This is a genomic window from Alcaligenes phenolicus, assembly GCF_032063905.1.
In the GTDB taxonomy this organism is placed as follows: Bacteria; Pseudomonadota; Gammaproteobacteria; order Burkholderiales; family Burkholderiaceae_B; genus Alcaligenes; species Alcaligenes phenolicus.
This window is the reverse complement of record NZ_DAMBOE010000004.1, coordinates 175,122-190,530: the sequence shown is the minus strand read 5'-3', so window position 1 is coordinate 190,530 and position 15,409 is coordinate 175,122. Positions and strand designations below refer to the sequence as shown.

The window sequence follows — 15,409 nt, the reverse complement described above, 5'->3', positions numbered from 1 at the left end:
TTTTAAAATAAAAAAAATAAAACAAAAATAAGAAATGGTTTTTATAAATAATTAATCCGATTTTAAAGTTTTAAAAACGAATCACCTGTTTTAAATAAATTCATGCTTAATTATCTGTCTGCTAATCAGGTGGCTTGCCAGTTTTGTCCTGGGATTTTCTCGACAAAGCCATGTAACACGTCACCTTTTTGACAGTCGTGTTTCTGGTTTTAAAACGGCGGTTTTTTCTGGCCGCTGTCTGAATGCCCTGCTCGGCCCCTTGGGTTTTTCTCCGCTTTTTTCTGCCTCCGTCCTTCCCGTACAATAGCCAGCGCTGTGCTGCTATTAGGCGGCTTATTAAAGGACAGAAAACACATGAATTTCATTTTTCGTGGAAATGAAATATTGGTCAGCAGCCAGGAAGGACAAGCCTTGATTCCCGCCAGACCCGCACTGGATTTAGCGCAGGCGCAATGGCATGCCATTTTTCCAGGTGACGATTGTCAGGATTTTGCCTGCCACGTAGCAGCCGAGACCCCGGCTCCGGATGGCTTTACCTTCCGTCACTTGCGCGGTGTGCTGTCGCAGTTGGGGGATCAAGCCAGTCTTGTGAATCGGGCTTTTCAAGTCTCGGAGTGGGCGCGTAGCCATCGTTACTGTGGTGTGTGCGGTTCGGGCATGGAGCGTGTGAAGCATGAACTGTGCTTTCGCTGCACCTCCTGTGGTTTCTCGGCCTATCCCCGAATCTCCCCGGCCATGATGGTACTGATCCGCGACAAGGACCGTATCTTGTTGGCCAGCCACTCCACTTACGCAACGGCACGCTACACCGCCTTGGCCGGTTTTGTGGAAGCTGGTGAAAACCTGGAAGAAGCCATTCACCGTGAGGTTATGGAGGAAGTGGGGCTGCGCGTGGACAACATTCAGTATTTCGGCAGTCAGTCCTGGCCTTTCCCACATTCTTTAATGGTGGCTTATACCGCCGAATACGCTGGCGGCGAATTGCGCATTCAAGCTGACGAAATCAATGACGCGCGCTGGTTTGGCCCTGGTGATGCCCTGCCCGATCTGCCCCATACCGACTCCATTGCGGGCCGTTTGATTCGAGCCAATTTACCGGGACTGGCCAAGACTTAAAGCGTGACTCAGGTCGCCAGATGGGCGGCGACACTGCGCAGCATACGGCCCAGGTCCTCGCGCTCATTGGGATTGAGTACGGACAGGGCATCATCAATCATTTCTTTGGCGGCGGGCCAGACTTGCGCATAGCGCTCACGGCCCGTTTCGCTCAGGTAGACGCGCATATAGCGGCTGTCGTTTTCGTCCGCGCGGCGCTGCACCAATTCACGTTCTTCCATTTGATCAATTACCCGGCTCAAGACCGGCTGATGCACCACGATGGCCTTGGCAATTTCCCCGATGCTGCGCCCGTCCTTATCCCACAGGTACTGCAAGACCCGGAAGTGCACATAGGTCATATTGTGCTCACGCAGGGTGGTCGATCTTAGGGTTTGGTCCAGCTTGTAGATAATGTTGGCCATCTGAAAGGCCAGATTGGTTTCTACGCTGCTGTCAGGGATGGAGACGGGAGTTTTGCTCATAATGCCTTGGGAGAGTCAATCCTGCGCTTGTCGCTCCATGAAATCGGAGCGACAAGCGGACCGTCAGTATACTAGCAGAGCTCTGCCTGGACGGTTCCCGTAGGCGTATGACTGGCGGCGCGGAAAATCTGCGCGTAACTCCAGGGATTGGCCATGGCGGAACGCACGACCTGCGTACGCACTTCATCGGGCAAGGCGCTGATCTCGCCATATAGACAGGACCACTTCTGGCAGTGCTCCACAATCTCGCGCTCATTGTTTTCCCAGGCTTCCAGGGCTTCGGGAATATCGCGCGCATCCCCCACCTCTTCCAGAAACGTAGCCAAAGCCAGGCCATTTTGCATGGCCATGCCCCCACCCTGCCCCAGGTTCGGCGGTTGAGCGTGGGCGGCGTCACCCAGAATCGCCGTGCGTCCACTGGACCAGGTTTTGCAGCGCGTCACACTGTAACGACCCCAGCTGACCGGGCCATCTGCTCGTTCAATCAGGTGCGCCCAGTGTGGGAACAAGGCAGACCAGTATTCCTTGTCGATCTGGGTATTGCTGCCGCGCACATCGTCGTACGGGCACGTTAAGGCCAGATAGGTTTGGGTTTCGCTGACGGGCGTAATCAGCAAGCGATGCAGACCATTCCAGTTCTCGATGTATTTTTGAGCATCTTGTGCATCGGTGTCGCCTGGCTTGCGCTCGATCATGGTGCGCAAGGCTCCCTCGCGGGTTTGCTCGTGCACCAGTTCCAGACCGAGAGATTGGCGGATACGGGACCAGATGCCATCCGCACCCACGACCAGATCGGCACGTAAACGCTCGCCCGAGGCCAGTTGAACTTCCCCGCGTGCGCTGGCAGCGATGACTTCCACATTCGTGCGTACCTTCACGCCGGCGCGCTTGCCCGCTTGCTCCAGGGATTTCAGCAGTTGCGAGCGCATCACGGTAATCAGACGACGATCGGGCGGTGTGGGGCCGCAATCAATGACCTCGTTATTCAGATCACGCTGCTCAAAGTGACTACCGTAAAAAGCGCCTTCAATGGCTTGCTCGTACGCTCCCAAGGCTTTGAGAACGCGCAGGCCGTTTTCCCAGATATAAATACCGGAGCCATTGGCGCGCAATTCAGACTGGCGCTCCAGTACCGTGACATCCCAGCCGCGTTGAGCCAAAGCGGCGGCGGTTGCCAAACCACCCAGGCCACCGCCTGCGATCAAGGCACTTAGTTTTTTATCGGACATGCTGGTTTCCTTAAACTTGCGCCCACAAAGGCAAAGAGTGATTGCTATCCAGAACACGTTCGCCAGCCAGAGTCACGTACCACTCGCTGAGCAGACCATCCGGGTCACGCAAGAAGAAAGCGCGCTTCCAGGGCAGGTTCACGTTGTGAACGGGGGTAATGTTCCGGGCTTTCAGGCGCTCCAGTGTTTGTTCCAGATCCTGGACGCTGGCCAGCTCGAAACTGCCATGCGAGAAGGAGGCCTCTTCATCACGTACCAGGATCAGGCTGTAATCATAATTGGCCAGACCAGCACGCAAGTAGACAACCTGCTCGTTTTCATAAACCACTTCCAGGCCGCCGACTTCGGTGTAAAAGCGGCGCATGGCGTCCAACTGAGCGGTACGCAGCACGGCATGGGTGACGCGGCGTGGTTGGACCGGGGCGTCGGCGACTGTTTCCAGAACGGGGTCGGAGTCGTAGCGGCCTTCGGTAAAAGGCTCCTGGCCTTCAGGATCCCAGCGACTGGTCAGCAATTCCATGGGGCCACCTAGCACGCTGCGCCAGTCTTTAATGGTGTCGCAGTAGAACTCGTTGTAGTTGCCATCGGGGTCAAACATATAGACGCTATGAGCCACTTGGTGATCCACCGTCATATCAATATCGCGCCCCTGCTCTTTTGCGCGCTTCCAGCCTGCAACCAGTTCCGCTTCATTTTCCAGCTCCCAGGCCAGGTGATTCAGACCGGGCTTCAAGCCAATTGTGCCGGGCAGTTGCAGCAGACCGTCACGGCCATACCGGTTCACGCCTTTGGTGGTTTCCATCATGCCCAAGTCGTGGGGGGTGTGGCCGGTGCCTAAAAAAGTCGCCACCAGATCCGGTTCGGTAAATTCCACTTTCAGGCCGCAGACCTGGCTGTAAAAATCTTCACCGCGTTGCAGCTCGTCAACCCACAGGTTGACGTGGCCCAGACGGCGGGGCTCAAAGCACGCGGTTTGGGTGGAGTGGGAAGTTGCTTGTGTCATAGTCTCTCCTCCTGGGTATGACGATTCATGGTCTGCAACACGGCCAGCGTCAATGCGCTGTCGCTCTGTTCCAGATCCCTCAAGACGTTGAAATGATTACGGTTTGGCACGGCCATGCTCTGCACCAGGCAGCCCGCCAGCTCGCATTGCCGGGCGTAGTGACGGCTTTGTTCCTGCATGACGGCCGGTTCCAGTGCGCCCCAGGCCACCAGCACAGGAACTCCCTGCGCGGGGGGATGCAAGGCCGGGCTGTAACGTTGGGCTTGTTCTTCGTCCAGCTGCAGCCAGTCATTCACGGCGGTCTGCAAGATGGGATGTAAATCCATCACGCCGCTGAGAATGCTGGCGCTGTGGATCAGACGCTGTTCACGTTGGGCATCGGCCGCCAGCAACATGCCGCTTAAATGGCCTCCCGCCGAGCTGCCACTGATATGAATACGCTGCGGGTCGCCATTAAATTGCGCTGCGTGGGCGTGAACCCATTGCAAGGCGCGTTCGCATTGCGCCACGATTTGCGGCAAGCGGTAAGCCGGAGCCAGACCGTAGTCCAGGCAAATCACCGTGGCACCGGCGGCATGCAGGCTTTGCGCCATCATGGCCGAGTCGTCCTTGGACAACATGCGCCAGTAGCCACCATGAATGAAGAGATAAACCGGGGCACCGGCCTGGCTGGCCGCATAGACATCCAGTTTTTCTGCCGGGTCATCGCCGTAGGCGTGGGTGCTGAAACAGGTGCCCAAGGCAGCGCGGGCCCGTTCGCTGGCCTGCTTGTAGGCGGCCATTTCAGCGTCAAAATCAGCCACCGAGGCTTGGAGCCGGTATTGCTCCAGGTCTGCCGGATCGAAAACGAGTTTGTTCATTTCTTTATTCCGCCTGTGCCGATGGCAAGCGGTTCAATAGGAGGAAACCGATGAAAACCAGCACTTCCACAGCCAGGAAGCTGCCAAAGGCCCAGATGTAGGAGCCGGTCAGGCTCAGCAACAGGCCCAGCAAAGATGGTGCGACGAAGGTGGCGAACACGCCGCCCATCTCGGCATAGCCAGCGGCACAAGGGCCCAGGTTCACGCCATAGCGTTCACCCACGTAGCTGAAAATGGCGCCGCCATGAAACACCCCTACGCCGCAAAGAATGGCCACGATCAGCAAGCCGCTGTAGGGCAAGGCCTGCCAGGCAACCAGAACACAGGCGCTGGCCGCCAGAATGGTGAGCCACATGCCCACACGCATCACACCAACTCGGGTGAAGCGATCGCTGACGTAACCACCCAGAATCAGGAAAAAGACTTGGGACAAGCCCATGATGGTGCCGAACAAGGGGGCCTGCTCGGGGGCCATTTTCTGCACATCAATCAAGGCAGGAATCAGCCAGGTAGCCGTTGCGGCAACCGAGAACAAGGCACCAAAAATGGCCAGAATACCCACCCAGATCCAGGGTCGTGCGGCAATGGAGCGCAACACACCGGCATCGGTCTTGATCTTGTCGTGAGGATCTTGATAAGGACCGGCGCGCACTACCAGTTGCGTGATCACACAGGCGCTTAACGTCAGCCCGCCCAGAACCAGAAAGAAAGCGCGCCAGCCATGCGCCATGGCGTAAGGCAGACCCAGGGCAAAATCCAGGGTAATGGCCAACGAATAGGCGGCCAGAATAATGCCCAGCACCAGGCCCTGGCGGCGTGGCGCAAACCATTGCATGACGATTTTCATGGACCCGACCCAGACGGCGGAGTCAAAAAAGCCCACAACCAGACGCAGCAGAAAGAGCAGCGTGAAATCCTGCGCCTGAGTTTGCAACAGCATCAGCAAGCCGCTCCCACCCAAGCCAATCAGGTACAGACGGGCCGAACTCATGGAGCGACCGCGTGGTGCCCAGAACAACATGCCCAGCGCAAACGAAACACCGAAAGCGCCCTGCACCAAGCCGGCTTGCGCGGGGCTTAGTGACAGGTCTGCCGACACAATTTTGATAACAGCTGCAAAGCCATAAAAGTCGGCCGCCAGGCACATTTCGCCCATCACGGCCATCAACAGCATGAGCAAGGCCACTGTGCCGCGTGGCTTGGCCTTGTCGAGCGTACCGCTCATAACCCCCTGTTCCACCATGTCATCCTCTCCTTTTGGATAAATGTTCAAGCTGAGTGTTTGTCAGGCACACTCTTCAATTGCTTTAAGCATGAAGGATTATGGTGATTCGGCTTAATCTATGTCAATACATATGTATTAGTATATACCCTATGGTGAGGTGCCTTACGAATGGCATGTCAGGGTTTTTCTCAAGTCTTTTTCAGAGGTAAAGCCAGGCAAACAGCGGCCAGAACGGCACAAATAAGGGTCACATCAGCCAGATCCCCCCACAAGGCTGACAAGGCCAAGCCCAGACCCAGCAGCAGGCTGTACATCAGGCCAAAGACTGCACCTGCCATACCCGCTACCGAGCGATAGTGCTGCAAGGCGCCGGACAAAAGGTTAGGAATGGCGACCGCGTAGGCCAGCGCAAGCAGCACTGCAGGTAGCAGAAAAATCTGGTGTTTGCCCGCGAACTCCAGGCCAATAGCCGCTACCGCCAACAGCGTGATACCCCGCCAAATCAGCCTGTGGGACGACTGCCCCGCTGCCAGCCAGCGGCGGTTCAAAAATGCACCCATGAGCGTGCCCGCAGCCAGCAGAACACCGGCAACCATCATTGGCCAGTTGTCCGAGCCCAGGCCTTGCAGCAAGAAGGGAGCCCACTGATAAAACGCAAAAATCGTGGTGTTGAACAAAGCTACCAACAAGGCGGATTGCCAGATCGCCGGGTCTTTCAGCAGGCGAAGCAGTACTTGCAACAAGCTGCTGTGCGGGCGTTGATCGGGGCGGGTTTCAGGGAGCTGCAACAGGCTGACGCCCAGCAGAATCAAGGCCAGAACCAGCAGCCCGATAAAAACCGGCATCACTTGAGCACCCGAGGACAAAGCCACACCCATGGCCAAACCCAGCAAAGGACTCAGCGCCAGAGCTGCCCCAATAGTGCCGAAAATCTTGGCCAGTTCTTCGGCCTGATAGCGGTCCCGCAGCATGGTTTGCACGCCAATGGAGCCGACCGCCGCACCAAATGCACTAATCATGCGGGCCAGCAAGAGCACCGTAAAACTCGGGCTGAACAGGGCCAGCAGACAACCCAGGCCATACACCGTCAAACCTGCCAGAACAGCCGGCCTGCGCCCTGCCCGGTCGCATAGCCAACCCCAGAACAGTACACCGAGCGCAAAGGCAATAAAGTAGACGGACAAGGTTTGCCCCGCCTCACTGGCCGATACCGCGTAGCTCTGGGCAATAAGCGGCAAGGCGGGGCTATAGGCGGTTTCCACCACCTGCGGAAACATGATCAGGGCGATCATCAAGAGAAGAAAACGAGTCATGCCAATTCACACATCAATTTGAAAAGAATCAGCGTAGCTCTGGTCAGTTTTTTCTATTACACGTATTCTGATTAAAAACCCATGAAATCGGACAATCATGCCTTGGTTAGAAGCCAGTGACCCCTTTCCCGACCTGACAGGCCGCCATGTGCTGGGTATTGCCGCCCGTTTGGCGCAACATGATTCCGGCCTGCACCAGCATCCCTGGGGTCAGATCCTGTACACGCACAGCGGCTGCATTACTGTCACCCTGGATCAGCAACTGTGCTTGTTGCCGCCAGGGCGCTTGATCTGGATTCCCGCTTTGCTGCCGCATCAGGCGCAAATGAGCGAACAAGTAGATTACCGATCGGTGTATCTGGACCCGACCCACTACCCTGCTTTACCCGTGGAGGTCCAGTTGCTGGCAGCGAACGATTTGCTGACCGCCGCGCTGGACCGTATCGCTCAAGCGGATCTGGATGAAAACTGGGATGAGCCTCCGGGCTTGCATGTCATGCTGGTCTTGCTGGACGAGCTGCAACGCGCACCCGATCAAGCCCTGTTTTTGCCCTTGCCCCAAGATAGCCGCTTACGGCAAATCCCGCTGGATACGCTGCCCCCCGCCCTGAATGAATTGGCAAGTTATTTGGGAGCGAGCGAGAAAACAATCAGCCGATTATTCAAGCGGGATACCGGTCTGAATTACCAGCAGTGGCGACAGCAATGGCGTTTGCTCAAGGCAATTGAGCAACTTTCTACCGGGGGCCAGGTGACCCGCCTGGCTGCGGACCTGGGCTTTGCCAGCGACAGTGCTTTTATTGCCTTTTTCAAGGAGCAGACAGGGCTGACTCCCGGCCATTACGGTCGGCAAAAACGCTATTTTGATTAGCCCTTTATAAGGATAAGCATCGCACTGCACTAGGGGATTCAACTAGTATAAGTGTCAAAGAATTGCTCCGTTTACTGTATATGGCAGTGCTATGATCAGTCGCTATTACGACTAAAAAAGAGAGGGGATCTTATGAAGCATTCATTTCGCCTGAGCCTGTTGGCAGCAACATGTTTAATGGCTGGTACGGCTTTGGCGCAAGCCAGTAATCCCATGATGGATACGGCTTTGAGCAAGGCCGATGCGCTGGAGCAGCAGGTTATTGAATGGCGCCGCCACATTCACCAGAATCCCGAGTTGTCTTACCAAGAGCACAACACAGCCGCCTATATCAAGGCGGCCTTGGAAACGATGCCCGGTTATCAGATTCAGACCGGCATTGCGAAAACTGGCGTCAAGGCCGTATTGAAAGGCGGAAAGCCGGGCCCGGTTGTGGCCCTGCGAGCCGATATGGATGCCCTGCCTGTACAGGAACGCAATGACCTGCCCTTCAAGTCCGTTGCCAAAGGCACCTGGCAAGGCAAGGAAGTGTCGGTATCGCACGCTTGCGGTCATGACACTCACGTGGCCATGTTGTTAGGCGCGGCCAAGGTATTTTCGGACATGCGCGATGAACTGCCCGGCACGATTGTGCTGCTGTTCCAGCCTGCGGAAGAACAAGGCCCTGGCAAACCTTTGAGCGGTGCCAACGCCATGATGGCTGAAGGCGTGCTGGACCAGCCTAAAGTGGATGTGGTGATGGGCCAGCACATTGGACCCTCCTACCCTGCTGGCAGTATCGGCTACCGCCAAGGCAGCCTGATGGCCAGTGGCGATGTGTTCTCCATTTCTTTGGCTGGTAAAGGCGGCCATGGTTCCTCGCCCTGGAATGCCGCCTCGCCCGTGGTTGCTGCGGCTGAAACCGTTGTGGCCTTGAACAACATCATTGCCCAGCGTACCAATCCCCAGGACGGCACCACTGTGGTGACGGTAGGCTCGCTGCAAAGCGGTAACCGCCCCAATGTACTGCCTGAAAGTGCTGACATCAGTGGCACCGTGCGTTCCCTGTCCAAGCAGAACCAGGCAACGGCGCATGAACTGATTCAGCGTTATGCGCAAAACATTGCTGCGAACCATGATTTGAAGGCCACTGTGCGTATCGACACGGGCTACGAAGTTCTGGTCAGCGATCCTAAAGCCACCCAAACCGTGATTCCAGCTCTGGATCTGGCCACTGACGGGATTGGTGCCAAGGAAGTGGCTCCTGGCATGGGCTCCGAGGACTTCGGTGCGTTTGGCAAGAACGTGCCCGTGGTTTTCTGGCGTCTGAACGCCTCGCCCTATTCCGACAAGATGGGAGCACCTAACCATTCGCCTGAATTCATGATTGATGAAAAGGCTTTGCGCATCGGTACTCGTGCTTTAGTGGCCAGCTCTTTGACTTATATGATGGATCACAAAAAACCGTAGCCATCTTGACGGTTTCAGATGGAGAACAAAAAAAACCGCGCCGTAAATGGCGCGGTTTTCAATTCAACAGGCTTGTTTAGCGAATTTCCAGCTTCTTGGCCCCTGTTCCACTCTTTTTCTTGGGCAGAATCAGCTCCAGTACGCCGTTCTCGCATTTGGCACTGGCCCGGGACTCGTCAATATCCTGCGCCAGGCTGAAGCGACGGGTCTGCACCCCGTAATAGCGCTCGCTGCGCAAGACCGTATCCCCGTCTTTCTCTTCCTGAGTACGACGGCTTTCCACGCGGATGGAAACGATATTGCCCTCCACGCTGACGTGGACGTCTTCTTTGTTGATGCCAGGCACTTCTGCGCTGACTTGATAGGCCTCTTCGTTCTCGTTGACATCCAGGCGGATGCTGGGCGGTGTATTTCCGGCCAGAGAGCCAACAACGGGGACGCGACGGAAGATGTCTTCAATATCTCGCCACGTGTCCAGACCTGCCAGATCCCCAAACGGATTAAAACGTGTCAAATTGCTTGCCATGCTTGATCTCCATTTTTCCTTTGCTGAGCCCTGCTGCAATGGAAGGCGTGGGCTCGGTCGCCTACGTAAGAGGAGATGAGGTTAGTCCCTGAGATTTCAAGTGCTTAGATTAAAAAAACCGCCTTGCTCTCTGGAGAGACAAGGCGGCTAAAGGTACGACCTTATGTTCTTTTAGCAGCGTCTTTATGGTTTCAGGTGCTGCTTAAACCCGGTTTTGTGTGCAGCACAGCAGGCTGCTCGGGTGCCGGGTGTTCATCCGCAATAATCGGGATTTCCTTGCCGTCCTTGTCCATGATCTTGCCGTTTTCAACGTAGTCACCCTCGTTCAGGTTTGCCACGTCCGAGACCCGCAGATAGCGGCCCCCACCGGCAGCAAATACAGAGGGCTGATCGGGATTGCCCAAGGTGAAGTGGTTGAACAACAGGTTCAGCACAATCGCCACCAGGGCGGCCGAGCTGATGCCGGAGTGGAAAATCGTCGCAAACCAGACCGGGAAGTGCTCGTAAAACTTGGGAGCCACGATCGGAATCATGCCGGCACCGATAGCGGTGGCGACGATGATCAGGTTCATATTGTTTTCATAGTTCACCTTGGCCAGGGTACGGATACCGCTGGCAGCGACGGTGCCAAACAGGACCATACCCGCGCCACCCAGTACCGATGGTGGGACAGCGGCAACCAGACGGCCCATGATGGGCAGCAAGCCCAGTGCGATCAGAATCAGGCCACCAAAGGCTACGACGTAACGGCTTTTCACGCCGGTGACCGCCACCAGGCCTACGTTCTGGGCAAAGGCACTTTGTGTGAAAGAGCCAAATACAGGGGCGATCAGGCTGGAGAGCATATCGGCACGCAAGCCATCACCCAGACGACGAGCATCCACTTTGGTTTCGATGATGTCGCCCACGGCCAGAATGTCGGCCGAGGTTTCCACCAGCGTCACGATGATCACAATGAACATGGAGATAATCGCGGCTGTCTGGAAAGTGGGCATGCCAAAGTGGAACAGGCTGGGCAAGGCAAAGACCTCGCCTTCGCTGACGGCAGAGAAATCTGCATGGCCCATGGCGACGGCAATGACGGTGCCGATAATAATGGCCAGCAAGATAGACAGGCGGGAGATAGTGGCGCTACCCAGCTTGCTGAGCAAGAGCACGATCAGCAAGGTCATGGCGGCCAGGGAAATATTACCTACGCTGCCAAAGTCCGGTGCGGAAGGATTACCGCCCATGGCCCAGAATGCGGCCACTGGCATCAAGGTCAGACCAATAGTTGTAATCACGCAGCCCGTGACTAAAGGCGGGAAGAACCGGATCACCCGTGAAAAGACCGGCGTAATCAGCAGCCCTAGCAGGGATGCAACAATGACTGCGCCAAATACGGCTGGCAAACCGCCGCCCGTACCCAAAATGGCGATCATGGTGGCTACGCCAGAAAACGACACCCCTTGAACCAGCGGCAGACGGCAGCCAAAAAACGGCACACCCAGTGTTTGCAGCAAGGTCGCCAGGCCGCCCATGAACAAGCAGGCGGTAATCAGCAAGCCGGTTTCATTGGCAGGCAGGCCAGCGGCCTCGCCAATGATCAGGGGTACGGCAATAATGCCGCCATACATGGTCAATACGTGTTGAAAACCGTAGGCAAGATTCGCGCCCAGGCCCAGATTCTCGTCTTCGGGGCGCTGCGCAGTCGCTGCACCCGTCGCCCTTGTAGGTGTTGTCATTGTTTGTCTCCGAAAATAAATAGGCAGGGCTCTAGAGGCCCTGTCACTACTGAACTCAAGCTGTCGCTACGGTATCCAGCACCTTGTCGCGCAAACGACGCGCAGCGGCTTGATGGCGTTGCATCAAGTCTTGCAAATCAATGCCGCAGGCTTGGCCGTCAATCACGCGCCACTGACCGGCGACCATTACGCGGTCGGCCCGGTCTGCGCCGCAGAGCAGCAAGGCCGCCAAGGGGTTCTCAGCGCCGGAAAAGCGCAATTCATCCAGGGTGAACAAGGCCAGGTCGGCCTGCTGCCCGACGTTCAGGCCACCAATGTCCTCGCGGCCCAAACAACGGGCAGAACCCTGTGTGGCCCATCGAATAACGGCTTGATGGGTAACCTGGCCCGGCTCGTAGCGCAGGCGGCCCAGCAAGAGTGCCTGTCGCATCTCTTGAGCCAGATTGGAGTGATCATTGGAGGCCGAGCCATCTACGGCCAGTCCCACGGGTGCGCCAGCGGCTTCCAGCTCGATGGTGCGGCACAGGCCGCTGCCCAAGACCATATTGGACGAGGGACAATGGGCAATACCTGTGCCTGCCCGGCCCAGACGCTGGATTTCTTCGTCGTTGAAGTGAATGCCGTGGGCCAGCCAGGTACGGTTGCTTAACCAGCCCTGCTGATCCAGATAGTCCAGTGGACGCATACCAAAGAGACGCTCGCAGTAGGCAGTTTCGTCGTCTGTTTCAGCCAGATGCGTATGCAGGCGTACGTCCTCGCGTTCGGCCAGCTTGGCGCTTTCGCTCATCAACTCGCGGCTGACAGAGAAAGGCGAACACGGAGCCAGGGCCAACGTGATCATCGCCCCATCCTCGCGTTGGTGATATTGGCGAATCAGGCGCAGGCTGTCGTCCAGAATGGTTTGTTCGTCCTGTACGACGTTTTGCGGGGGCAAGCCTCCCTGATCCCGGCCCACACTCATGGAACCACGGGTCAATGCGGCGCGTACACCCAGGCGTTGAGCGGTTTCAGCCTGGCAATCAATGGCATGTTGCAAGGCGCCCGAAAACACATAGTGGTGGTCGGCCACCGTCGTACAGCCCGACTGCAACAGTTCCACCATGGCCAGCTCGCTGGCCACCTGCATTTGCTCGTCGTCCAGCCCGGCCCACACGTCATACAAGGTGGTCAGCCAGGGGAACAAGGGTTTGTTCAGCGCTGGGGTATAGGCCCGTGTGAGGGTTTGGTAAAAGTGATGATGCGTATTCACCAAGCCGGGCAGTAAAACGTGCCGGGAGGCATCCCAGCTTTGGTCGTAAGCCTGCTTGGGCTGCTGACCGGCGGCCACTTTTTCGATAATGCGGCTATCTTGCACCAGTACGCCACCGGCAGCTTGTGCATCTGAACAGGCCAGTGGATTGCGAATCCACAGGATCGGGGAACGGCTAGTCATTATTGTGTCTCCTGCGTTTTATTGCTTTTTATTGTTGTCAGTTCGACTAGCTGACCTATATACCTGCTGTGATAAGGGTTATTTGGAGCCAGGCCTTAGCCGTGCCCTTTTTCGCTCCAAGCCTTGAGTCCTGCTAGGCCATTCAGGAACTCTTATGCCTTCTATAAGGTTTGTCGTATAGAGAGCAGCTCGTTTTTTTACGGTATTCCGGGACATAAAAAATTTGCTCAAAATCAGGATTTATCCTCTGGACAAAAACCTGGGACTATTGTCCTTTAATCACTTAAAGCCTAAACCATTGACTCGCTTAAGAATTTATTTATTGGCATAAAAAAACATATAAATCCGCTTATCCACACATTTTGACCGTGCCAGTCCAGTCGTGTTAATTGTGTCGCCAAGCGCATTAAAAGCGCCGTTGTGCTGACCTCGCACACATTATTCGGAGAACACATGCAGCATATAAAAATCAAACCCGGCGCACCCCTGGCCGAACAAGCTGAAATCGGGCACAACCGATGGCACCCTGATATTCCAGACCTGACCAGCGTGAAGCCTGGCGAGGAAATGATTCTGGAATGCATGGACTTTCTGGACGCCCAGATCAAAAACACGGACAGCGCCAACGACGTACGCGACGTTGACCTGACCCGCGCCCACCCATTGACGGGCCCCATCCACGTAGAGGGCGCTGAGCCAGGCGATATTCTGGTGGTGGATCTGCTGGATATTCGCGCCATTACTCCTGTAGGCTTCTCGGGCATTTTTGCCAAGGAAAATGGCGGTGGCTTCTTGGCCGAACATTTCCCCGAAGCCGACAAGGCCATCTGGGACCTGCATGGTGTTTACGCCACCTCGCGTCACATCCCTGGCGTACGCATTGCGGCCATGATGCACCCCGGCCTGATCGGCACCCTGCCCTCGCACGAACTGCTGCGCGAGTGGAACCGCCGTGAAGCCCTGCTGGTGCCCAAGGGCCACGCCAATCCGCCTGATGCCAAAACCGCTGTATTGCGCGGCGTTAAAGGGGCCGAGTTTGACCGCATGGCGGCTGAAGCTGCTCGTACCGTGCCTCCACGTGAGCACGGCGGCAATCTGGATATCAAGAACCTGACCATTGGCTCGCGGATTTACTTCCCCGTCTATGTGAAGGGTGCTGGCCTGTCCATGGGCGACTTGCACTTCTCCCAGGGCGATGGCGAAATCTCCTTCTGTGGTGCCATTGAAATGGACGGCGCAGCCCACCTTGGCTTTGATCTGATCAAAGGTGGCATGGCCAAATACAATCTGACCGCGCCTATCTATGTTCCAGGCCGTCATGATCCCAAGTACGATCAGTGGATGCACTTCACCGGTATCAGCGTGGAAGAAGGCGTCAACTACTACCTGGATTCTACGGTTGCATACCGTCAGGCCTGTTTGGCTGCGATCGATTACATCAGCCGCACGACAGACCTGTCGCGTGCGCAAGCCTATATGTTACTGACTGCTGCTCCCGTTGAGGGCCGTTACGGCGGCGTGGTGGATCTGCCTAACAGCTCCGCTTCTCTGGCCTTGCCTACCGGTATTTTTGATACCGATATCCTGCCTAAAGGTGCCTTGAATGACGCGGCCCGTTTTGGCCGTCCAGGCACACGCTGTAACTTGACCTGATCGGTCTCCGGCCCTGGCTTCGTCTTGGAGTCAGGGCTTGCTTTACTCGGATTTGCCATGCCTTTGTACGACTATCTTTGTAATCATTGCCTGCAACGCAGCAGCCATTTGCGCAGCATTGCCACCCGCAACGATCCCCAGACCTGCCCTGCTTGTGAAAAAGGCAGCCTCTTGCTGCAACTGAGCGCGCCACGACGCCTGTTCAGCAAAGCCAGCCCCACGCGCGGTCTGACTCCTCAACAAGCTTTGGCGGGCAATAATGTAACCGGGCCCGGCACTCGTTCCAGCACCCGGAATTCTGTCATCCATACCTGTATGGGCCCTGGCTGCAGCGTTTGCGCCTAAATACAATCAGTTCCCTTGCAGCGCAAGCTGTCAGCCTTGACAGGTCGCAGCTTTAACGTCGGCGGGCGTAGTTCTGGCTGAATTTGCCCAGTCGGATGTGTTGGTTTTACGAGATTCACGCTCGGTAACATGAAACATTCTGTTTATAATCAAGAATCAATCTCATTATTACTGGGTGTTCATTATGTCGGTGTCCTCG

The 15,409-nt window shown here is 56.2% G+C and carries 14 protein-coding genes; 5 read left to right on the top strand and 9 right to left on the bottom strand.

Annotated features, from left to right (window positions below):
• The first annotated feature begins 354 nt into the window (after positions 1 to 354).
• A complete protein-coding gene (gene nudC / locus U2949_RS10495) occupies positions 355 to 1,116 on the top strand; it encodes an NAD(+) diphosphatase (RefSeq protein ID WP_026482600.1) in 762 nt (253 codons plus the stop codon).
• An 8-nt stretch (positions 1,117 to 1,124) separates the two neighbouring features.
• Here the strand turns inward: nudC and U2949_RS10490 are convergent, their stop codons facing one another.
• The 6 genes from U2949_RS10490 to U2949_RS10465 form a co-directional block, all read right to left on the bottom strand.
• On the bottom strand, positions 1,125 to 1,580 hold the full coding sequence (locus U2949_RS10490; protein ID WP_321287604.1) for a MarR family winged helix-turn-helix transcriptional regulator: 456 nt from the start codon (positions 1,578 to 1,580) through the stop codon (positions 1,125 to 1,127).
• 71 nt (positions 1,581 to 1,651) lie between these two features.
• A complete protein-coding gene (locus U2949_RS10485; RefSeq protein WP_257724020.1) occupies positions 1,652 to 2,809 on the bottom strand; it encodes an FAD-dependent monooxygenase in 1,158 nt (385 codons plus the stop codon).
• Positions 2,810 to 2,819: 10 nt separating this feature from the next.
• The gene (locus U2949_RS10480; protein ID WP_321287601.1) at positions 2,820 to 3,812 is read right to left on the bottom strand and encodes a VOC family protein; all 993 of its coding nucleotides are present in this window, start codon (positions 3,810 to 3,812) and stop codon (positions 2,820 to 2,822) included.
• Positions 3,809 to 4,672 carry an alpha/beta hydrolase gene (locus U2949_RS10475; RefSeq protein ID WP_321287599.1) on the bottom strand — a complete coding sequence of 288 codons (864 nt, stop codon included), beginning with the start codon at positions 4,670 to 4,672 and terminating at the stop codon, positions 3,809 to 3,811. Before U2949_RS10475 ends, U2949_RS10480 begins: the two co-directional genes overlap by 4 nt.
• A 4-nt stretch (positions 4,673 to 4,676) precedes the next feature.
• Positions 4,677 to 5,897, bottom strand: a complete 1,221-nt coding sequence (locus U2949_RS10470; protein WP_321287597.1) for an MFS transporter — start codon at positions 5,895 to 5,897, stop codon at positions 4,677 to 4,679.
• A 188-nt stretch (positions 5,898 to 6,085) separates the two neighbouring features.
• Positions 6,086 to 7,210, bottom strand: a complete 1,125-nt coding sequence (locus U2949_RS10465; protein WP_321287595.1) for an MFS transporter — start codon at positions 7,208 to 7,210, stop codon at positions 6,086 to 6,088.
• Positions 7,211 to 7,307: 97 nt separating this feature from the next.
• On the opposite strand from U2949_RS10465, the gene U2949_RS10460 reads away from it, so the two are divergent.
• Both U2949_RS10460 and U2949_RS10455 read left to right on the top strand, forming a co-directional pair.
• Entirely contained in the window at positions 7,308 to 8,081 is a 774-nt protein-coding gene (locus U2949_RS10460; protein WP_257724016.1) for an AraC family transcriptional regulator, read from the top strand.
• 132 nt (positions 8,082 to 8,213) lie between these two features.
• Positions 8,214 to 9,530 (top strand): M20 metallopeptidase family protein, encoded by a 1,317-nt coding sequence (locus tag U2949_RS10455; protein WP_321287593.1) that lies wholly within the window; start codon positions 8,214 to 8,216, stop codon positions 9,528 to 9,530.
• Positions 9,531 to 9,606: 76 nt separating this feature from the next.
• On the opposite strand, the gene U2949_RS10450 is transcribed toward U2949_RS10455, so the two are convergent.
• The 3 genes from U2949_RS10450 to U2949_RS10440 form a co-directional block, all read right to left on the bottom strand.
• Positions 9,607 to 10,056 (bottom strand): Hsp20/alpha crystallin family protein, encoded by a 450-nt coding sequence (locus U2949_RS10450; RefSeq protein ID WP_026482609.1) that lies wholly within the window; start codon positions 10,054 to 10,056, stop codon positions 9,607 to 9,609.
• A gap of 191 nt (positions 10,057 to 10,247) precedes the next feature.
• Complete coding sequence (locus U2949_RS10445; protein WP_026482610.1) at positions 10,248 to 11,780, bottom strand: nucleobase:cation symporter-2 family protein; 1,533 nt, start codon at positions 11,778 to 11,780, stop codon at positions 10,248 to 10,250.
• 55 nt (positions 11,781 to 11,835) lie between these two features.
• Positions 11,836 to 13,212 carry an 8-oxoguanine deaminase gene (locus U2949_RS10440; RefSeq protein WP_009453885.1) on the bottom strand — a complete coding sequence of 459 codons (1,377 nt, stop codon included), beginning with the start codon at positions 13,210 to 13,212 and terminating at the stop codon, positions 11,836 to 11,838.
• Between the two features lie 453 nt (positions 13,213 to 13,665).
• Here U2949_RS10440 and fmdA point away from each other — a divergent pair, with 453 nt between their 5' ends.
• Together fmdA and U2949_RS10430 are read left to right on the top strand one after the other, a co-directional pair.
• Complete coding sequence (gene fmdA / locus U2949_RS10435; RefSeq protein WP_021446607.1) at positions 13,666 to 14,865, top strand: formamidase; 1,200 nt, start codon at positions 13,666 to 13,668, stop codon at positions 14,863 to 14,865.
• Between the two features lie 57 nt (positions 14,866 to 14,922).
• Entirely contained in the window at positions 14,923 to 15,210 is a 288-nt protein-coding gene (locus U2949_RS10430; protein WP_009453884.1) for an FmdB family zinc ribbon protein, read from the top strand.
• Positions 15,211 to 15,409 lie beyond the last annotated feature (199 nt).